16 protein-coding genes and 18 tRNA genes are annotated in these 18,411 nt (G+C 34.6%); 1 reads left to right on the top strand and 33 read right to left on the bottom strand.

The annotated features are described in order from the left end of the window. Nucleotides 1–725: 725 nt before the first annotated feature. The 3 genes from BUA89_RS11770 to BUA89_RS11760 all read right to left on the bottom strand — a co-directional run bounded on the left by BUA89_RS11770 (nucleotide 726) and on the right by BUA89_RS11760 (nucleotide 3,321). Nucleotides 726–1,253, bottom strand: a complete 528-nt coding sequence (locus BUA89_RS11770) for a DUF6584 family protein (protein ID WP_072957737.1) — start codon at nucleotides 1,251–1,253, stop codon at nucleotides 726–728. 194 nt (nucleotides 1,254–1,447) lie between these two features. Beyond that, complete coding sequence (locus BUA89_RS11765) at nucleotides 1,448–1,774, bottom strand: hypothetical protein (RefSeq protein WP_072957735.1); 327 nt, start codon at nucleotides 1,772–1,774, stop codon at nucleotides 1,448–1,450. 29 nt (nucleotides 1,775–1,803) lie between these two features. Continuing rightward, nucleotides 1,804–3,321, bottom strand: a complete 1,518-nt coding sequence (locus tag BUA89_RS11760) for a TROVE domain-containing protein (protein ID WP_072957732.1) — start codon at nucleotides 3,319–3,321, stop codon at nucleotides 1,804–1,806. Between the two features lie 487 nt (nucleotides 3,322–3,808). On the opposite strand from BUA89_RS11760, the gene BUA89_RS11755 reads away from it, so the two are divergent. Further along, nucleotides 3,809–4,261 carry a VOC family protein gene (locus BUA89_RS11755; protein ID WP_072957729.1) on the top strand — a complete coding sequence of 151 codons (453 nt, stop codon included), beginning with the start codon at nucleotides 3,809–3,811 and terminating at the stop codon, nucleotides 4,259–4,261. A gap of 159 nt (nucleotides 4,262–4,420) precedes the next feature. Here the strand turns inward: BUA89_RS11755 and BUA89_RS11750 are convergent, their stop codons facing one another. From BUA89_RS11750 to BUA89_RS11625, 30 genes are all read right to left on the bottom strand, one after another. Continuing rightward, complete coding sequence (locus tag BUA89_RS11750) at nucleotides 4,421–5,935, bottom strand: slipin family protein (protein WP_228420557.1); 1,515 nt, start codon at nucleotides 5,933–5,935, stop codon at nucleotides 4,421–4,423. Nucleotides 5,936–6,441: 506 nt separating this feature from the next. Further along, nucleotides 6,442–6,504: transfer RNA gene (locus BUA89_RS11745), tRNA-OTHER, on the bottom strand. Nucleotides 6,505–6,935: 431 nt separating this feature from the next. After that, nucleotides 6,936–7,484, bottom strand: a complete 549-nt coding sequence (locus tag BUA89_RS11740) for a 3'-5' exonuclease (protein ID WP_072957978.1) — start codon at nucleotides 7,482–7,484, stop codon at nucleotides 6,936–6,938. A 111-nt stretch (nucleotides 7,485–7,595) separates the two neighbouring features. Further along, the gene (locus BUA89_RS11735) at nucleotides 7,596–8,141 is read right to left on the bottom strand and encodes a 3'-5' exonuclease (protein ID WP_072957726.1); all 546 of its coding nucleotides are present in this window, start codon (nucleotides 8,139–8,141) and stop codon (nucleotides 7,596–7,598) included. 192 nt (nucleotides 8,142–8,333) lie between these two features. Next, nucleotides 8,334–8,897, bottom strand: a complete 564-nt coding sequence (locus BUA89_RS11730; protein ID WP_072957724.1) for a metallophosphoesterase family protein — start codon at nucleotides 8,895–8,897, stop codon at nucleotides 8,334–8,336. A gap of 206 nt (nucleotides 8,898–9,103) precedes the next feature. Then, on the bottom strand, nucleotides 9,104–9,973 hold the full coding sequence (locus tag BUA89_RS11725) for a nucleoside hydrolase (RefSeq protein ID WP_072957721.1): 870 nt from the start codon (nucleotides 9,971–9,973) through the stop codon (nucleotides 9,104–9,106). A gap of 44 nt (nucleotides 9,974–10,017) precedes the next feature. Beyond that, nucleotides 10,018–10,962, bottom strand: coding sequence for an MBL fold metallo-hydrolase (locus BUA89_RS11720; protein WP_072957717.1), 945 nt, complete (start codon nucleotides 10,960–10,962; stop codon nucleotides 10,018–10,020). Between the two features lie 211 nt (nucleotides 10,963–11,173). After that, a complete protein-coding gene (locus tag BUA89_RS11715; RefSeq protein WP_072957714.1) occupies nucleotides 11,174–11,764 on the bottom strand; it encodes an RNA ligase 1 family protein in 591 nt (196 codons plus the stop codon). 51 nt (nucleotides 11,765–11,815) lie between these two features. After that, complete coding sequence (locus tag BUA89_RS11710; protein WP_072957711.1) at nucleotides 11,816–12,832, bottom strand: RNA ligase, Rnl2 family; 1,017 nt, start codon at nucleotides 12,830–12,832, stop codon at nucleotides 11,816–11,818. 92 nt (nucleotides 12,833–12,924) lie between these two features. Then, entirely contained in the window at nucleotides 12,925–13,482 is a 558-nt protein-coding gene (locus BUA89_RS11705) for a DinB family protein (protein WP_072957708.1), read from the bottom strand. Nucleotides 13,483–13,598: 116 nt separating this feature from the next. Beyond that, nucleotides 13,599–13,853 (bottom strand): cyclic-phosphate processing receiver domain-containing protein, encoded by a 255-nt coding sequence (locus BUA89_RS11700; protein ID WP_378127543.1) that lies wholly within the window; start codon nucleotides 13,851–13,853, stop codon nucleotides 13,599–13,601. 4 nt (nucleotides 13,854–13,857) lie between these two features. After that, nucleotides 13,858–14,403 carry a 3'-5' exonuclease gene (locus BUA89_RS11695; protein ID WP_083531666.1) on the bottom strand — a complete coding sequence of 182 codons (546 nt, stop codon included), beginning with the start codon at nucleotides 14,401–14,403 and terminating at the stop codon, nucleotides 13,858–13,860. 99 nt (nucleotides 14,404–14,502) lie between these two features. Beyond that, the gene (locus BUA89_RS11690; RefSeq protein ID WP_072957705.1) at nucleotides 14,503–14,988 is read right to left on the bottom strand and encodes a ribonuclease H-like YkuK family protein; all 486 of its coding nucleotides are present in this window, start codon (nucleotides 14,986–14,988) and stop codon (nucleotides 14,503–14,505) included. Nucleotides 14,989–15,105: 117 nt separating this feature from the next. Beyond that, nucleotides 15,106–15,176 (bottom strand) — tRNA-Trp (locus BUA89_RS11685). Nucleotides 15,177–15,185: 9 nt separating this feature from the next. Next, nucleotides 15,186–15,258: transfer RNA gene (locus BUA89_RS11680), tRNA-Gln, on the bottom strand. Between the two features lie 73 nt (nucleotides 15,259–15,331). After that, nucleotides 15,332–15,404: transfer RNA gene (locus tag BUA89_RS11675), tRNA-Phe, on the bottom strand. A gap of 92 nt (nucleotides 15,405–15,496) precedes the next feature. Then, nucleotides 15,497–15,570, bottom strand: a tRNA-Leu gene (locus BUA89_RS23160). A 7-nt stretch (nucleotides 15,571–15,577) separates the two neighbouring features. After that, nucleotides 15,578–15,651 (bottom strand) — tRNA-Leu (locus tag BUA89_RS11670). Nucleotides 15,652–15,857: 206 nt separating this feature from the next. Then, nucleotides 15,858–15,930, bottom strand: a tRNA-Glu gene (locus tag BUA89_RS11665). Nucleotides 15,931–16,093: 163 nt separating this feature from the next. Further along, nucleotides 16,094–16,180, bottom strand: a tRNA-Tyr gene (locus BUA89_RS11660). Between the two features lie 173 nt (nucleotides 16,181–16,353). After that, a tRNA-Cys gene (locus BUA89_RS23155) sits at nucleotides 16,354–16,435 on the bottom strand. Nucleotides 16,436–16,740: 305 nt separating this feature from the next. Then, nucleotides 16,741–16,812: transfer RNA gene (locus BUA89_RS11655), tRNA-Asn, on the bottom strand. Between the two features lie 8 nt (nucleotides 16,813–16,820). After that, nucleotides 16,821–16,894 (bottom strand) — tRNA-Met (locus tag BUA89_RS11650). A 5-nt stretch (nucleotides 16,895–16,899) separates the two neighbouring features. Continuing rightward, nucleotides 16,900–16,972, bottom strand: a tRNA-Glu gene (locus tag BUA89_RS11645). Nucleotides 16,973–16,978: 6 nt separating this feature from the next. Further along, nucleotides 16,979–17,050 (bottom strand) — tRNA-Pro (locus tag BUA89_RS23150). A gap of 198 nt (nucleotides 17,051–17,248) precedes the next feature. Then, a tRNA-Ser gene (locus BUA89_RS23145) sits at nucleotides 17,249–17,333 on the bottom strand. A gap of 7 nt (nucleotides 17,334–17,340) precedes the next feature. Next, nucleotides 17,341–17,414, bottom strand: a tRNA-Arg gene (locus BUA89_RS11640). Nucleotide 17,415: 1 nt separating this feature from the next. Further along, nucleotides 17,416–17,492 (bottom strand) — tRNA-Lys (locus tag BUA89_RS11635). Nucleotides 17,493–17,548: 56 nt separating this feature from the next. Further along, nucleotides 17,549–17,622: transfer RNA gene (locus BUA89_RS11630), tRNA-Ile, on the bottom strand. 9 nt (nucleotides 17,623–17,631) lie between these two features. Further along, a tRNA-His gene (locus tag BUA89_RS11625) sits at nucleotides 17,632–17,705 on the bottom strand. Nucleotides 17,706–18,411: the final 706 nt, after the last annotated feature.

Raw genomic sequence — 18,411 nt, 5'->3', positions numbered from 1 at the left:
AAAAGAGGCAAAAGGCGAAAAGACAGACATGCACCCGATCCTTACTGTTATTCAGGAAATTGCACTTTTTCTTAGATTTTTGACGTCTAAATTCTGCCTCGAAGTAAGCCTTTTCTACGGCACTCTTTTATTTTTTTAAATCAAGGTAAAAAATTATAGAATCCAATATTTGCTCTACCGTCTGAGCTACTTTTCCTTAGAAAAGACAGGACTCGAACCTGCGACCCAATGATTAACAATCGAAGTATGATTCTAAGACGACACTTGATTTTTTATATGTTTAAATACTATTTTTTTTAAAGTACAAGGCAAAGATTGATAAAAGCTGTCTTAAAACTCGTCTTGCCACTCGACCACACCTTTCGGCGAAAGGATTCGAACCTTTGTAAAATCGAAGTAACTTTTATCCACGGCACTTGTAGAATAATTTTTAAAATCGAGCAATGTTTAAAAAGAGATTATGTTTCAATGGTAAGTAGAAGTAACTCTTTTTTACGGCATCGATTATTTTTAAGTAAGGTGAAAAATCAAATAGAGACTTGACTGCGACGTGATAGCCCATTACACCATCCTGAATTTTCAGGAGCAGGATTCGAACCTGCAAAACCGCCCTTTAAACGAAGTAATTCTATTTAACAACACTTACTTTTTAAGTTTTTATGGTTATTGTTTTTGTTGAAGCAAAATTATTACTTCAGTGCGCATTCTTTTTACGCAGTTAAAATTTATTTAAAGAATAATGAATCTAATAATTCATAAAGTTTAACAATTCCTAAAAACGGAAGTAAAATAATTCCTCCAATAAGTAAGAGAAAACCAACTCTGCTAAAAAAATTATCTTTAGATTCAGCATAATTTCCTTTTTCTCTTTTTTTAGGTTTAAAATCAGGAACGTGTTTAGTTCTTTTAAAACTGTCTGATTCCAATTCATTCAAAATATTTTTCGAGTGCTCTGAAAGCCTATTTTTATCTCCACGAAAAACAATATCTTTTAAAATAGCATTTCCTGAATTACTTAAAGAATTTCTATAAATTTCAACAGCTTCTTTCATTTCAAAATTCTGAGGTTCTGATAAAATCCAAAATTTCCCGGCTTCATCTTTAAATCCAGAATCATAATAGATTTGTGCCAATTTCTCTCTCAATGAAATATCATCCGGAAACTGATTGATCATATTTCTCAATCTATCGCAGGCTTTTTTCTTTCTGCCATCCTTAAGATCCTGTTCAATTCTATAGAACATATTTCCCATGATTATCTTTTTTAATTAAAAAAACCAAGTAACAATTTTAAGAGTTTTGAATGTTTTCAAATTGGAAGTCTGACGATGAAACTCTTAGGATAACGACATTGGTTAGTGTAAACCGAGCAATCCAGCGAAAAGACTCTTGTTCAAGTGGAAATCGAAGGAATTCTTTTCTTACAGCATCGGTTATTTTTCACTAATTATTTTTTCTTAGTAAAATTTGTCTCATATTTTTCAAAATCAAATGGGGCAAAAAAAGTACTCCAATCTCCCCAATCTGGGCTTTCATCAATATCTCCTGACAAAATTTCAATACAATTATCTTCTTCTAGAAGTACAGTTTGCTTATTAAGATAATATTTTTTTATTAGTTCAACTAAACTTTTCAAATCATCAGATTTAAAGCCAAAAATTGTTACAACAAAATTATTTAATTGCATCTGATTAGATGAGAATTCAAACCTAACAGTATCTTTATCTATACAATTTAGGTCTGATAAAATCGGATATATATTTATAACTTTCATTTTTCATCTAATATCTAAAGCAGTGCCCTTTACAGCACTACTTTTTTTATCATTGCTACCGCTGATTTTCGGTCTTCCAAAGCATTAAGTACATCGAAAATTTTGTCGGACCAACCTGCGATAAGATATACATCATTTTTTCTGACATCTAATGGTTGTCTTCCGTAACCTGCCAAATCAAAAATATACAATTTTGCATCCGGGTTGAAACTTTTGTATTGATTCCACGAATTTTCGAAAGAATTTCTACCACCGTTGCTATCCCAAAGCTGAGTATCTGTAAACAACATTACTTTGTCCACTTTTTCGTTTCTTCTGATCAAATCATCAATCACCAGATAACCGTTTGTGGAATAACCAACTTCACCTTCTCTTTTATAGAATGCATCTACGTTCGTCAGAATACCGTTTTTAGGCATCGGAACTCTCTTCCAGGTGTCACCGAACATACCTGTAATCACGTTTTTGCATTGTGACTGCAGCATCATCGACATCAGCAAACCGATATCATATAACAATACTTTAGATTTCGGAGAAACTGGATGTTGCATCGAACCGGATACGTCTGCCGCGATCACCACCGAAGTATCGAAACCAAAACCTTTGATGTTTTTTGCACTCACCATTACCGCATCTTCCAATGCTTCCAAGATTGATGATAAATAAGGCGAATCGATCGTTTTCAATTCTCTATACGCCGACAAAAATCTGAATGGCAATTGTTTTGAATTTCTCACGGCTTTTTCATCCGACAAATAATTGCACACCTTGTTCATCGCTTCCGGAGAAACGTTGGCTTCCAAAATATTTCTAAGATTTCGCAAAGTCGCCATATAACCCAATTTGTTGCTGAAAATCAGTTCTTCCCATTTGTTTTTGAAAGCTAATTTTCTTTCTGCATCATCGGCAAATTTTGTCTGACCTAAAACCGAAAGTTCAACTTCCCAAGTATACGGAGTTTCTAACGAATCGTTGACAATTTTGTTGAAAATGGCTTGTTGATTTTCATCTTTTGCTTTCGGGTGAACTAAAAACAAAGCATCTTTCAAAGTTACTTCCGCTTTTCTATTGTATTTTGCGAACTGGTATTCATCAAATTTATTGAATGATTTTACCAGACCTTTTTGGATTTGTTTTGAAAGTTTATTCAATTTTTTCAAATCTGTTCTTTCGTTTGCCAATTGGTAATATGCCAATAGTTCTGTTATTTCATCTGCTCTTTGGATGACTCCGTCAACAGTTCTGCTTACCAAGTCTGTACCTGAAGTCTGTTTTGCCAATTCGGTTGTCAAAACCAATGGAATCGAGCGCAAATACATATCTTTTCTTACATAAACCGCCAGTTTTGCAACAAACTCAGGGTCGTTTTTCTGAATCAGAGACTGGATTCTCGCCAATCTGTCATTTCCTTTTTCATAAGTTGCGTTTGATAATCCTGTTGTAACAACAGCACTGTACAATTCTTCTGCAGGCGTCATAGTGTAAGCCTTTGCACCTTCGTAGTTCGTTACTACTTTATTCTCTTTTCTTAAAAAATTAAATTTCATGGTTACTGTTTTTTAGTTAAACATTTTGGAGGATTATCACTTCCTCTCTGATTTCTGATGCAAAGTAAGGAGGATTTTACGCAATGTTTTTGCGTAGTGAAAATTTTGTGAAAAAGTTTTATTTTTTTGTTGGAAAATCGCAAAGGCGCTAAGTTTTTCTTTTTTTGATGCTGTTTTTAAGGCGCAAGGATTTTTATCTGCGATAAAAATTTTTGTTATGTTATCTTTAAGAAAAACATGGTGATGAAGAATGTAAAAAAAATATTCACAAAGTTTGTCATTCCGTAGAAATCTAAATTATTTTTTAATGGCAGAGATTCCACGCTCCACTCCGTTCCGCTCTGAATGACAAACATACCGCTAAACCAACAACCATCAACCAGTACCCAAATACAATTTGTCTATTATTCATTTTAAATAAGGAAATTACTCATTAGGAGTTTTTAAAAATCCGTTGTTTAGCTTTGTCTCATTAAAATTTTAAACTATGATTAAAGGATTATATGAAACTCATGTTCAGGTAAGCAACTTGGAAAACGCAATAGAATTTTACACAAAAGTATTGGGATTGGAATTTGCTCACAAAGATGAAACCCGTCCGATTGCATTTTTATGGATTGGAAAAAACAAAGAATCAATGTTGGGTTTGTGGGAACAGAAAGAAAATTTGCAGACCAGACATTTCGCTTTTACAGCCGATAAAGAAGATATTTTAAATTATTCCGTTGAATTTTTGAACAATAAAAATTTAAAACCATATAATTTTTTGAAAGACGGAAGCTTTCAGCCAATGGTTTTCGGGTGGATGCCCGCTTTAGCAATTTATTTTAATGATCCGGATGGAAATCAACTGGAATTTATCGCAGTTTTGGAAGGAGAAGGAAAACCGGAATTGGGTGTGCTTTCTTATGAGAAATGGCTGGTGAAAAATAAAATCTGATCTCAAATTAGATCAGATTTCTGTTGCACATCATTTGATTAATTAATCGGATTACCATCCGATTCTATGGTAAATCGTCCCTTCGGGACTCTTTTAATTTAAAAACAAGACAGGCTTTGCTTTTGCAAAACCCATCTCTATAATGATAGTTATTAGTTTCTATTTTGTGAAGATTTCTTTCAATTGAGAAACGATGTTGCTGTTCCCTGAAACGGTGATATCTCCAATTTTATCGGCGATTTTCTCCATGTATTCCATTTCTTTCAGCTTCCAAAGCACTTCGTTTTCTTCCATTAATTTCGCTGTGTTCAGCAAACTTCTTGTGGAAGCGGTTTCTTCACGTCTCATAATGCTGTTTGCCTGAGCTTTTTTCTCGGCGATCAAAACCTGATTCATGATTTCCTTCATTTCACCTGTCAAGATCACGTCTCTGATTCCTGCATCGGAAGCTTTCAAACCTAATTCTTCAGCTTTATTTCCAAGATTTTCGAGGATTTCTTTTCCTACAGAATCTTTTTTTACAAGCAATTCATCCAACGTCAATGCTCCAACGAATTCACGCAAAGCCAGTTGCATCAGAATATACAATTGCTTATCGTATTCTTTATTTTCCATCAATGCTTTTTCGATGTTTTCAACCTGAAAACGTACATAGAAATTGATACGAAGCATCGCTTTATCTTTCGTCAACAATTCCTGCCCTGCAATTTCCATTTGCTGCATTCTTACATAAACAGATTTTACATCGATGGAAATTTCGTTATTCCAGAAGTAGTAGGTTCCGGCTTCAAGAGTTTTTATTAATTTTCCGTCAATTAACAGTAATCCTTTATGTTGATTGGAAACAATAAATTTTCTTACATAATTTCTCAATCTAACATTTTCCAAGATCGTCTTCGAAATATCTTCTGTAATCTCAACCTTCATCAAATTCACTCTTTCAAATTCTCGGTCTATAATATCTACCCAAAATGCATACTGACCTACGTTTAATACATCTTTTAAACTTCCGTTTTCATATAGCAAGATGATTTCCCCGTCTTTCACCTCTATAATTTTCAAAAAATCTTTAATCGGTTCAGATTTTATCAAAACAGTTGCGTTTTCATGGGATCCGAACTGTGATTTTATTTCATAGTTTGGATCTACGATTTTAATTTCAATAGAAGATTCATTATTCCAGAAAGAGTAAATACCACTTTCTAAAACCTGACTCAATTTTCCGTCAATTAATAGCAAACCTTTATAGTGAGATGGCACTACAAACTTTCTTACCAAACTTTTTACTTTCATATTTTCCAAAACTGTCTTGGAAATTTCTTGCGGAATCTCAACTTTCGTTAAGTCGATTTTTTGAAACTCTCTGTTCAAAATTCCTTTCCAGAAAGCGTATTGACCAACACTCAGAACTTCTTTGAAAATTCCGTTTTCGTACACCAGAACGATTTCACCGTCTTTTACTTCAACGATTTCCAATAGAGATTTCAGGCTTTCATTTTTCAATAAAAGATTAAGATCAGTATCCGATTTAAACAAAGATTTCATATCATAAATTTCCACAGATTTGTTTCCAAACATCCAGAAATTACCTTCTCTTAAAATCTCAATCAGGTTTCCGTTTCTGAAAACCAAACCTGTTTCATACGCTTTAATTTGTACATTCTTTATCATCATTTTTTATTTTAAATGGTTATTAATTTCAATTAAAAAGGAAAAACCGAGATTCTTTCTTCCAAAAAATGGCGGAAGTAAAGGATTTCAGAAAAATTCATTGAGTTCGGAATCTTATTTTCAAAATTATTTCTAAATGTTCAGATCTTGGGCGTGTCCCTTGCATTGGCTTTTCCAACAGCTCGGGTCGCTACGTTCACTCCTACTCCTCGTTCATCGCTTTCGCTCTTCACTGCGGGGTATCCGTTACCATCGCTCACGCAGACGATCGTCCTTTTTAGAAATTCATCCAAGAATTATTGATTCTTCGTCTCCATTTCATCTCAGAAAATATCTTTTCTTACAGGCTTTTTCAAAATGTTGATTCAACAACTGAAAAAAATCCCAGACTTTTCCATGAACATTTTTAATGAGAATATTCAAAACTCTAATAAAAAAATAGATTTTGAGTCTATTTTCAACCTACATTAGAAGTGTAGTGCTCTGACCAAACTGAGCTATCCCGTGCATAACGAGAGTGGGATTCGAACCCACGCATAAATCTACTGTTCTACCATTTGAACTATATCCCTTTTCAACAGATAGAAGGATTCGAACCTTCAACCAATAGAGTCGGACGAGATTTTTGGAAAACCTCGAAACCTTCAGGTTAAGCTGAACAGAACGAAATCATGTTTCTCAACAAATTCTTCTGCAATAGTGCTATACAGAAACACCCAACAAGACCTGCCTGATATTTTGACTAAAATCTGTTTTTCAAAATTTTAGTGTTGTTTTATTTTGATGATGCAAAGTAAAAACAGAATTGCGCAATGATTTTGCGCTGTTTTTTTTATTTTTATTAATTTTCTTTTGTCATTGCGAACTGAAAGTGAAGCAATCTCAGTGTAAATAATAGATTGCTTCGTCGCTTCTCTCCTCGCAATGACAGGATTGGAAAATAAAAAAACTTCCTCTTCAAAAGGAAGTCATTATTACATTTTTAAATTACTAAATTATTACATTATCGTTGCAAGCACCAATGCAAAATTTTAGCAATATTCTTAGCATCATCCACACCTCTGTGATGCGTACCTTCAAGTTTGAGATTCAGTTCTCCTAAAGCTCTTGCCATCCCGACACTTTTACGAACTGTCGGATGCAATTCTCCGAACAAAGTTTTCACGTTAATATGATCGTCACTTAAAGGATAATCGATATTGAATCTTCTTGCCTGATTTTGAAGCATATTCAAATCGTAGTTTCCATAGCTTGCCCAGGTCAGATCTTCAGAATCGTATTCTACTCTTAGAATATCTAATGCGTCTTCTAACAAAACGCCTTCATCATCAAGCATTTGTTGTGTGATGGAAGTCAGTTCCGTACAAAACGGACTCACTTTTGAAAATTGAGGTTTTACTAAAATCCCCTCATTTTGTGAAATCTTACCGGTTTTTGCATCCATAATGCAAACCCCGATTTCTATGATTTCACTTTCCTGACCTCTCGGCGGTCGGTCATTCCAACACGTAGCTTCGAGGTCTATAATTAATATTTTATCTGTTGTTTTCATTTGTTTAAAAAATTTAATATTTGAAGCTGGAAGTTTGAAGCTGGAGGCTGGAAGTAAATTTCGCACTGCAAAAACTTCCCGCTTCCATCATCTATCTTCCTGACCAAATTATTACCTCAAAATTTCCCTCAAAATTTTGGCGGCGTTGTAAGCATCGTCTGCTCCGCTATGATGACTGCCTTCAAAATCCATGTTCATATAATTCAGGGCTCTTTTTAAGCCCATCATTTTATAATGCCCGATGTAATTTTTGAATTGATACATCACATTGATATAATTTTCGGAAAAAGGATTTTCAATTCCGAGATAATCGCATTGTTCTACGATTTGCTCTTTATCAAAGTTTCCAAAACCTGCCCAAGTAAGCTGAGCTGAATGATATTCATCTCTTATTTTTTCACAGGCTTCTTCAAAATAAATTCCTTTTTCTTCAATTAATTGCGGGGTAATTCCCGTGAGATTTGTACAAAATTTATTAATTTTAGACCTTTCGGGAATTACATAAATGCTTTGTTTCTTGGAAATTGCTTGTGTTGTTCTGTTCAATTCGCAAATTCCTATTTCTATAATATCGGTTTTTTGTCCTCTGGGAATTTTATCATTTTCCCAACATGTGGCTTCCAAATCGATAATTACGATTTCGTTTGTTGTTTTCATTTTTACATTTTTATTCTATTCATTTTTCATTCATCTGCATTTGTTTTCTAATGTGGGAGAAGAAGCGGGAAGAAATACCCAAAAGAAGAATTATTTTAACTGATAAAGTTGTGCAAAGTTACAATAGTCAGTGCGCATTCTATTTACGCAGTTAAAAAATAATTTCAAAAAACTCCCCGAAGGGAGCAATTTTTAATTTCTTGGCGCAAACGGTGGCGTCCATTTTTTCTTTTTCATGATTTCCTTGACTTCTTCGTAAGAAACCGGGTAAAAATTATGACAATCTACGCCGACATCGAAGCTCAGAGCCATTTCATCATCGGGTAATGTTCCGTGTGAATGACCGTAAAGTTGCCAAACTCCTCGATGCGAACCGTTCCAGGTTCTCATGGCATAATGAAAAAGAATAATTTTCTGTTTACGAGCAGCCGCCTCTTCATCTTCTATATACAGTTCATGATAATCTTTAATCCATTCAAATCTGTCTGGAACTCTGAGTGCAGAATATTCGTGATTACCTTTTATTAAATGAATTTTACCATTCAATTTATCCAAAATATCTTTTGTGACATCCGGTTTTCCTAAACTTACATCGCCTAAATGGTAGACAATATCATCCTTGCCGATCCTTTCATTCCATCTTTTGATGAGCTCTTCATTCATGTGTTCCAAAGACTCAAAAGGTCTTTCGGAAAATTTTATAATATTTTCGTGACCAAAATGGTGGTCTGCTGTGAAAAATATATTTGGTTTCATTTTTTAATTGTTTTTTTAACTGTAAAAAGTTCTGATTTTTCATGATGTTGTCATTCTGACACAGCCTGAAGGGATGCGAACGAAGTTCAAAGAATCTGAATATAACTTTTTGGAGATTCTTCACTCCACTTCGTTACGTTCTGAATGACAACTACACGCATAATTAATAACTTTTTTGCAGTTTTAGTTTAATAAATATTAATTCGTTAAGGTGTAATCACCATCCACAAATCTTTTAAATCCGGAATGTGAGTTGTAATCAGTGATGAATTCTGTCCGGAATTCTCCTGTACTTCCTTAGAACCCCACTCACCACGTTGTCTGTAAGGAATAACTTCCGCCCAAACTGCCTTTGAAGGATCTATCGCCAATAAAGCTGCCACAGTGTCGTGAAGTGCCTTTTCTTTGAGCTCCACTGCTTTAAGAAACAACTTCAATCCTTTATTGTCATTTTGAAACGGAATCAACATTTCTGTATCTTTTTTCGTAAAAACCGCAGCATGACATACATTTTTACTGATCAATCGTCTTTCAGTCATTGGTATTGATAGCAACTTTTCGGCAGCCAATGGATTTCCATTCAGGTTGAATGTCGCACAGGTAAGCTTCCCGTCAAATTTTTCCAATCGATTTTCTTTTGGAACAATATTATCTCCTGCAAAACCGCCTTGACAAAACCAACGATCGAAGAAAACTCCGGTTTGCCACAAAGCATGAGGGTTTGTAAGTGCTGCTCCTGTCAATAGAGTACAATCGGGAAATTGACGAAGTGTTTCAGTCATAATATTTGCTGCGGTATCATCTGCTTCCGAGTCCTCAAATTTTCCAACCCAGCTTCGGTAAAAACCCGAAACACGGCTTGCTGAAGATTTTGGAGTTCCGGCTCCAATGCGGACATCTTCCCTGTCCAGAATTTGCAAGACACGTCTTACAAAACCTATCTGATCTTTTCCTCCCGGATGTATCGAAACGCTTGCCAGATGAACCTTCGGATGCGTTGCCAAAATAGCCAGCGTCATAGAATCATCAGGATCAGCCGTTTCCATATCAAAATGAAAAGGTATTTTAAATTGCATGATTATTTTTAGTTTTTTAATTTTAGTTTAATAAATATTTTTAATTAATTTCCTCGAAACGCTTTATAAAAAGTCGCTTCAATTTCCAGTTTATCGCTTTCGACATATCTTCTTGAAAAATGAATTGGGATTGCTTCTTTCACCTCACATTCATTCATGATTTTTCCGGATGCAGACGCAAAACTGTGATAATTCAGCTTTGCAAATTCCTGATCTTCATCTTTATAAAATGTTTCGATGTAAACCATATCCGCTTCTTTGAAAACCGTTTTAATTTTTTCATAATTGTCTTTACAAACAGCATGATCCATAATAACACCTAGTTTATAGCCTGCATTTTTTGTCAGTAAATAAAATAAATCTGAAGCTTTGTAAACCGTTTCTTCAATCTGAATTTCTTTGTCGGAATCGTTATTTTCATAAGCTTTCTTCAATTCGCTTATCCATTTTCCTTTTTTGAATTCGGAACCGCTTTCATTGAAAGACACTGAATCTTTTTCCCTAAATAAATAAGCAATGGAATCTGTTTTGTGATTGAGAATTGCGAAGTCAACATCTACATATTCATCTTCAAAAAGGAAATTCTGAGTTTTTATCAATTCAAGTTTCCAGTGTGGGGGATGAAGTTGATAAACATTAATTTCTTCTTTTGAAACAATTTCTCTAATCTCATATTCAATCGCATTTTCATCAATTAAATTCCAAGTGTAAGATTTTAATCTGGCTTCAATTTGTTGGTGAATATTTTTCGGTCCGCAAATCACGATTTTTTCACCGCTTCCGATCTGATGTCTGAAAATTCCATCAAAATTTGAAAAATGATCAATGTGAGTATGACTGATGAACATCGCAGACACAGATTGAATTTCTTTCACCGTGAGTAAACTCGCTTCACCGCAATCACACAAATAATGCTTTGCTGAATTGGGTACTTTTATTAATATGCTGATGTCTTCTTTTAAAAGACTTTTTATTTCTGCTTGTAACATTTCTTTTTTTTATTATCATAAAATCTTATCACACTTAGTTTGTCATTCCGTAGGAATCTAAGCGCATATTTTTTTATTTCTGCTAAACTTTGCCTAGATTCCTACGGAATGACAAACAGAGCGTTTAAATAATAATATTTTAGCTTTTATGATTCAATTTAACAAGTAAAAAAGTTTCGATAAAATGAATTACCGAAACCTAATCTTTATTTTAAACAATAAGTTCTTTTAACGCTTTTCTTCGCACACCAAAGTCAGACTTTCTGATCTTGCACATACGATGATCAGCGATATGATGGAAAACGATACCTTCCATATTATTCTCGGGATTGCTCAAAAAGTTCTTGATAAATTCAAAATCCAAACTTTCCAAACTAAGAATATTATGCCCGTGTTTTACCAATAAATGACCTTTAATATTTTCGGGATTTCCTTGTACTTTCTCACCGATAAGTTCGTAAGTACCGTCTTCTACCTTGCCCGATTCAGCCAAAGCATTGAAGCCTTCCCAGAAGTATTGATCGTCTTTTTTAGTACTGTCACATTCTACCCAATGCGGATGATGACCGGTAATAAGATCCGCTTCCTGGCACGGAATTGCACCTTCAGGAACCGTTTTACCTTTCTTGGCATCGTATCTTTTGTATAATTTACCGTTGATTACTGCACATGCAGAACCATCAAACTTTTGCGTAGCAACAGCTTTTCCGTCAAAAACCCATTTGTTTTCAGGATTAATTTCGTTAATAACTCTTCCTAAATTATGTATATCTTTTTTGAATAATGTACTTATCTTTTTCATTTTTAATCTGTTTTAACGCAAAAATTTTCATTCATCGGTAACTTACCCAAACTACACTTTTGCTGAAATTAGTTCTTCTTTTACAACATCAATCACTAAAGAATTCAATTTTTTGTTGATTCTTTTTTGTTCTTCTTTTTCTATGGTTGTGAAAACTTCCGGAAAATCTTTTTCAAAATCTTCTAAAATATCCTGAGCAAAAAGACCGATTACTTTTCCAATCATTTTGGGTTCGAATTCTCCAATTTTGCTGACCATATTATTCAATCTGTTTACAGTTGCATATTTTTGGATTTCTTCCCAAATATTCTGAGCTTTTTCGCTAAAGTTAATTGGTTTCTGAACCGATTTATTCTGTTTTCTCACCACTTTAGACTTTTCGACCCATTTCTCATTTTTATTTTTCAAAATAACTCTTGAGCCGTTTCCAAAATATTTGGTTTTCAAAGTTTTGATAATCGTTCCTTCACACATATTGTTCTCAATTTCAGGTAATCCCAACCAAGCCGGAATTTTAGAATCGAAAACATTCATATAATTTAAAGCTTCATCTAAAGTTCCTTGAAATAAGATTTTTGCATAGAAAAATCCGGTTTCTTCAAAAATTTGGTTGACCAAATCTGTATCCAAATAAGTAGTTCCATTTAACTTAATATCGAATGCATAAAATTCGTTATGAGGTGCATATTCAACACCTTTTTGAACTTTAATTGCATCTTTTACAGGTTCTACTTCTTTATGTTTGTAACCACCTCCGAACAATTCGCCGTAAATCACTACGGTTTCAATATCGGGATGCATCGTTTTCACTTTTTCGAACACTTCGATTACATTTTTTCTGTAACGTTCTAAAATCTGATGTGCATTGAAGAATTTTTCATCTTTTTCGATGAAAGCGGTTCTTTTTGCGATTTTAATTTTCTTTCCATCGGTGAAGAAAGAGAAATTTGCACCATGAACTTTCTCCTGCACGATGAAAACCTCATCCCCAAAACCCTGCATCCTGATCTGATCGATCACGCGGGTTTGGTAAGCATTTTCTATAGAGTTATATGTTTTGAAAATCATTTTTTAATTTTTAAATTGTTTTTACTTAAAACCTCACAGGTTTTGAAAACCTGTAAGGTTTCAACACTGTTTGAAAAAAGACAATCCAATACTCAAATCACTTCTAATTCATTATTTTTCATCTGAGTAACGTGTCTTTGAGCATGAAGTGAGAGGAAATAAATGTATTCATACACATTGATTTTTCCTAAATCATTCACTGTCATTGTCGTTTTGCAGAGAAGACCTTCGCCGTTATTCATCAAGTCCAAGTAATGTAGACATTGATGATATTGCTGAGAAACTAAACTTCTGATTTCAGTTAAATTCAATTCTCCTTTTGGCTCCATATGCTCTGGTCTTATCCATTGAAAAGCGCCGTACTCACCTATCTTTTCAAACTTTTCCTGATTAAAACTGTAATTTTTTATTTCAAGATTTAAATCAAGATCCAGATAATTTCGCATTGCTTTTTTTGATCCTTTTTCAATAAGAATCAACAAATAAAAGTTCGTAAGATAAATATGTTCTAAAATCTGCTGAACCGTCCAACCTCCATTTGAAGGTTGATAATTCAACATTTTATTATCTTTATCAAACCATCTGTCAACCTCATCAAAGCTGAGTTTCAAATGCGTTTTTATATCTTGAATCAATCTAAAAATGTCCATTACAAATTTTTAAAATTCTTTAAAAGGCTTTCTATGTTTTCCTTTCCAACAGGATTCATTGAGTGACAATAGAATTTGGGTAAATCTAAATAGTTATCCATACAATATTCTACCAGTCATTTTGCGCAATCGTAACCTGTTTTTTCCACAAATTCCTGAGAATTTGATTCCAAATAATGCTCATCAGCAAGGTCGTGGTCAAAAGAAATCATTTCCGGAAGTCCTTTTTCCAAAATCCTGTTGACAAACTGCTCGTAATTCCGAACGATATGCCAATCTTTTCTAAGGAAAATATCTTGTTTTGTATAATGATATGCCTCAATCGGATATCTTATATCATCCAGAAACAGTAATCGTTTTGTGAGTTCCATTGCTTTATTTTTTTAAAACATGATACAATAATTTCGCTGTGTTAAAAGCGTCATCTGCACCATTGTGATTATTTCCTTCAAATTCGATATTCCTTGCTTTAAGTTCTTTTAAAAGTCCGATCGGTTTTTCTCCGGTCATCAAACTTATTAATACTTTCAAATCTAGATAAGTTTCACTGAAAGGAAATTTAACATCAAATTCTTTACATTGACTTTCCATAATCGATTTGTCGAACCCGCCATAACCCGCATATGTTCTTCGTAAGGAATTGTATCTGTTTTTGATATTTGAACAGGCTTCTTTAAAAGAAACTCCTTCTTTTTCCAACTTTTCGGGAGTAATTCCTGTTAATTGAGTACAATATTTACTGACTTCCGATTGTGTAGGTTTTATCAAATAACTTCTTTTCTCTTCAATACTTCCGTCTGACATATTGAGTTTGCAAATTCCGATCTCAATGATTTCTCTTTTTTGATTTTCCGGGATTTGTCCTTTATCCCAACACGTGGCTTCGATATCTATGACGATTACTTTGTCGTACAAAAACATTTTAATTATTTTTTGGATGAATGTTAGAAGCTAGATAAAGGAAGTTAAATTCATACTGTCAAAAAGCTTCCATCTCCCATCATCCCGCTTCAAGCTATTTTACACCATCATATCAGCACAATTTGAACTTGCGAATGCGTAAGGTTTTGCTTTAAACACATATCCCATTCCCAGAATGTATCCCATTGCGTCTCTCAAAGCAACGTTGGATTTAAAATCCGGATCGGTGTTAATATCTGCGTGTACCTCCATTTCCACATCATACGTTTCCAGAATAGAGCAAATGGCATAGGCTATTTCCACGGATTTGTTCACCTCGTTCAGCATACGCTCTTTGATACTGATACTCTGTATTTCTCTTTCTTTTCTGATAAAGGTAAACGCTCCTTTTCCCTCACGAATAAAGACAACTGCCGTAGCATAATTAATGGCATCCCCGTAAACGTGGGAGTCTGAACCCACGCATACTTTCAGTCGGTGCCCGTTTGCCTGTTCGCGGATGATGGCTTCTTCTACCAAATGTGTGATAGAGTGTTGGAAAATTTTTCCCGTCATGTTCTGCCATGTTTGTTGTTGCGTTTCCATTTTTTCTACATGTTTTGTTTTGTCTAAATTTTTATTAATTATTAGGTCAATTGTGAAAGGTCAATTTTTAAAATTCACTTGTGAAACAAAATTCACCATTGACTATTCACTTTCTTGCGCTACGAACTGGACTCGAACCAATACCATCAGTTTTGGAGACTGAGATGCTACCATTACACCATCGAAGCAATTTTTTGTTGATTCATCAGGACTCGAACCTGAACAACAAGAGTCAAAGTCTTGTGTGCTGACCAATTACACTATGAATCAGTTCTAGTTATAAGTTATTAATTATGAGTGTTGAGTTATTACTCATTGCATATTATGATTACTCATATTTCTGCGGAACAGACAGGAATCGAACCTGTACCTTTAGTTTTTCAGACTAACGTGCAGACCTACTACACCACTCTTCCATTTTTTATAGGTAATGAGTAATTGGTAATTAGTAACATTTTTTGCGCGTAGTTTATTACTCATTGCACATTACCCCATTACTCATATTTTGTACCTCTCCCCAGATTCGAACTGGGACTTTACGGGGTTTAAAGCCGTTTTTTCTGCCAATTGGAATAGAGAGGCAATTTTGTACGGAAAGAGGGACTCGAACCCCCAAAACCTTGAGCCTAAATCAAGTGTGTCTACCATTTCCACCATTCCCGCGAGTTTCATGAGTAATAAGTAATGTGTAATAAAAAAAATTATGCTTTATAAATTCATATTAACCGTCGCAATAACTACTCATTGCACATTACTGATTATTCATAATTTAGGTCTGAGAAAAGCTTGTCTATATTTATAAACTATGCCTGTTATATTTGTAAGATCTTCTGCGCTTGACAAAACCTTTCTCTTTCCCATTTAACCTGTACTCTATAAGGGAATCGAACCCTTATTTTCTGCTCGAAAGGCAGGCGTCCTGAACCGTTAGACGAATAGAGCATTTTTGTGTGAATTCTAAATTGTCAATTTGCTTTGTAGTCAATTTTTTAAAACCGACAATTGACTTATTCACCATTCACTTTCTTTGACCATCTGACCAGGAGTCGAACCTGAACAACAAGAATACATTTCCTGCATGCTGCCATTACATTATCAGCGGTGTTGGTGGAAGTAGTAGGATTCGAACCTACTCAGCAATGAAGCAACAGATTTACAGTCTGCCCCGACTCTCCAACTTCGGCGTACTTCCCTTTTCATGAGTAATAAGCAATTGGTAATGAGTAATATTTCCCAACTAACTACTTAATCTTTAATTTGTGAAGAAAACAAAGCCTGTCTTTAATTTTTAGTTTGATATAAGAACTTCTGCGCTCGACAAACTTTTTTCTTTTTCTTCGGAACTAATCTCATTTTAGTTATTTGAGATGGTTATGGGATTCAAACCCACTCAGCTTACGCAACGGTTTTGCAGACCGCCCCGACTCTTCCACTTCGGCGAACCATCGTTTTTATAATTAATCAGTAATGGGTAATGAGTAATTTCCCAACATTCTGATTATTCTTTTTTATTTAAATTTTAATAAAAAAATAAAGCCTGTCTTAATTTTTGTTTGATATAAGAACTTCTGCGCTTTGACAAACTTTATTTTACCTAAAAATTTATATTATGTTTAAAACTTTCTTCATCAAGTTTCAAGCGAGTTAAGAAAAAGCTTGTCTATATTATATCGTGTTTTTGGCGTAAAGATCTTCTGCTCTCGACAAACCTTTTCTTTTTCTCTTTTGAAACAATTAATATTTAGTTTTTTGCGATTCCGGAAAGGCTCGAACTTTCAACTTCTGGTTTAACAGACCAGCGCTCTACCATTGAGCTACAGAATCGTTTTTTGTAATTTCGGAAGGACTCGAACCTTCAACCTTCGGCTTATGAAACCGATACTCTAACCCATTGAGCTACGAAATCTTTTGCACTCCATAAGAGAATCGAACTCTTATCTACTGCTCGAAAGGCAGCCGTCCTAAACCATTAGACGAATGGAGCAAACTGTCTGGAAAGCAAGATTCGAACTTGCGACCTCCCGCGTCCAAGACAGGTAAACAACCACCGTTATCTTTCCAGTTTTGCAGATTCACTTTAAAAATCTTCTCCGAGAGACAGTCGGATCCGAAATTTTCCGTGAATCTTTGCGGTCTATGCGAGATTGTTCACCATCGCATATATTTTTTTATTTGAGTTCACGAATGCTTTGCATTTCGAACTCGCAGTGCCTGAGCGACAGTCAGGCAGGTTAGCCATTACCTCAATAGACCTTTTTTGCGGAGAGCAAAGGAATCGAACCTTCACTACTGTCGTAGAACTCATTAGCAGTAAGCCGCAACAAACCAATATTTGCCTACTCTCCTTTCTTGTGATTCCGACAGGACTCGAACCTGTAACCCTGGGTTTAGAAAACCCATGCTCTATCCAATTGAGCTACGGAACCTTGGTAATCCCAGAAAGATTCGAACTTTCAACCCCCGGTTTAAAAGACCGGTGCTCTAACCATTTGAGCCATGAGATTGTTTTTTATTATGAATGGTCAATTGTCAATTTTAAAATTAACTTTTCACATTTTTGTAATCCCAGAAGGACTCGAACCTTCAACCTTCGACGTATCAGGTCGACGCTCCAACCAATTGAGCTATGAGATTTTATAATTTTGGGTATCTCCGGGAATCGAACCCTGTTCTCCGGTGCCACAAACCGACGCTTTACCAAATAAGCTAGAGAAACCATAGAAAAAGCGCCTCTTTTTGGGAGGCGCTTTATATTTTTAGACGTGTCGCTACATTAGCTGACCCATTTATATAAGCACCTTTTATCCACAAATTCACTATCAAGAAGAATAATACAAGCATACCCCTGCCCCATCGGTTCTACACCGCGTTGTCTTGAAGATAAATTAGATATGTTATGTAATTGTTTCATTTTATTTTTCTTGTTTTAAAAAAGTTTTTTTGAAAGGCTTGAAAACTTGTTGCTTTCAATTTTCGGTTGCAAAGTAAGGATGAAATTTTTTAACTCGCAAATTTATTTTTCATTTAAATTACTGAAAATCAATTAATTATAATTAAATTTTAGAACAGGGAATTTCTGTCCGCAATATTTTGCAGATGTCTTAAATACCTAAATGACTGTCTCTCATCGGGTTACTTATCACGCTTTATTTTCTTATTAATTGTTCATTTTTTATTAAATAATTTTCATTTTTATGGTTATTTTTTTTCATTCTAAATAATTTCTGCCCTAAAAACACAAAAAACGCCCCGATCATCGAGGCGTTTCTGCAGTATTTTGATTAAATTTTTACGAGTTTACAGTAAATAATTTTCAAAGAAAGCACATTTCGCCTCATCCAATATCATCCATTCATATCCAAACGATCCCTTTAGTACAGGGCGATCGCATAGATTTAAACTGATATGTGCTCTTTGTATTGT

This window comes from Chryseobacterium arachidis, assembly GCF_900129245.1.
Taxonomy (GTDB): Bacteria; Bacteroidota; Bacteroidia; order Flavobacteriales; family Weeksellaceae; genus Chryseobacterium; species Chryseobacterium arachidis.
This window is presented reverse-complemented; position numbering and strand designations above follow the sequence as displayed.

Excerpts from the sequence above, each read along its gene's own strand:
- BUA89_RS11770 (WP_072957737.1), bottom strand. The coding sequence starts at position 1,253 with ATGGGAAATATGTTCTATAGAATTGAACAGGATCTTAAGGATGGCAGA.
- BUA89_RS11765 (WP_072957735.1), bottom strand. The coding sequence starts at position 1,774 with ATGAAAGTTATAAATATATATCCGATTTTATCAGACCTAAATTGTATA.
- BUA89_RS11760 (WP_072957732.1), bottom strand. The coding sequence starts at position 3,321 with ATGAAATTTAATTTTTTAAGAAAAGAGAATAAAGTAGTAACGAACTAC.
- BUA89_RS11755 (WP_072957729.1), top strand. The coding sequence starts at position 3,809 with ATGATTAAAGGATTATATGAAACTCATGTTCAGGTAAGCAACTTGGAA.
- BUA89_RS11750 (WP_228420557.1), bottom strand. The coding sequence starts at position 5,935 with ATGATGATAAAGAATGTACAAATTAAAGCGTATGAAACAGGTTTGGTT.
- BUA89_RS11740 (WP_072957978.1), bottom strand. The coding sequence starts at position 7,484 with ATGAAAACAACAGATAAAATATTAATTATAGACCTCGAAGCTACGTGT.
- BUA89_RS11735 (WP_072957726.1), bottom strand. The coding sequence starts at position 8,141 with ATGAAAACAACAAACGAAATCGTAATTATCGATTTGGAAGCCACATGT.
- BUA89_RS11730 (WP_072957724.1), bottom strand. The coding sequence starts at position 8,897 with ATGAAACCAAATATATTTTTCACAGCAGACCACCATTTTGGTCACGAA.
- BUA89_RS11725 (WP_072957721.1), bottom strand. The coding sequence starts at position 9,973 with ATGCAATTTAAAATACCTTTTCATTTTGATATGGAAACGGCTGATCCT.
- BUA89_RS11720 (WP_072957717.1), bottom strand. The coding sequence starts at position 10,962 with ATGTTACAAGCAGAAATAAAAAGTCTTTTAAAAGAAGACATCAGCATA.
- BUA89_RS11715 (WP_072957714.1), bottom strand. The coding sequence starts at position 11,764 with ATGAAAAAGATAAGTACATTATTCAAAAAAGATATACATAATTTAGGA.
- BUA89_RS11710 (WP_072957711.1), bottom strand. The coding sequence starts at position 12,832 with ATGATTTTCAAAACATATAACTCTATAGAAAATGCTTACCAAACCCGC.
- BUA89_RS11705 (WP_072957708.1), bottom strand. The coding sequence starts at position 13,482 with ATGGACATTTTTAGATTGATTCAAGATATAAAAACGCATTTGAAACTC.
- BUA89_RS11700 (WP_378127543.1), bottom strand. The coding sequence starts at position 13,853 with ATGGAACTCACAAAACGATTACTGTTTCTGGATGATATAAGATATCCG.
- BUA89_RS11695 (WP_083531666.1), bottom strand. The coding sequence starts at position 14,403 with ATGTTTTTGTACGACAAAGTAATCGTCATAGATATCGAAGCCACGTGT.
- BUA89_RS11690 (WP_072957705.1), bottom strand. The coding sequence starts at position 14,988 with ATGGAAACGCAACAACAAACATGGCAGAACATGACGGGAAAAATTTTC.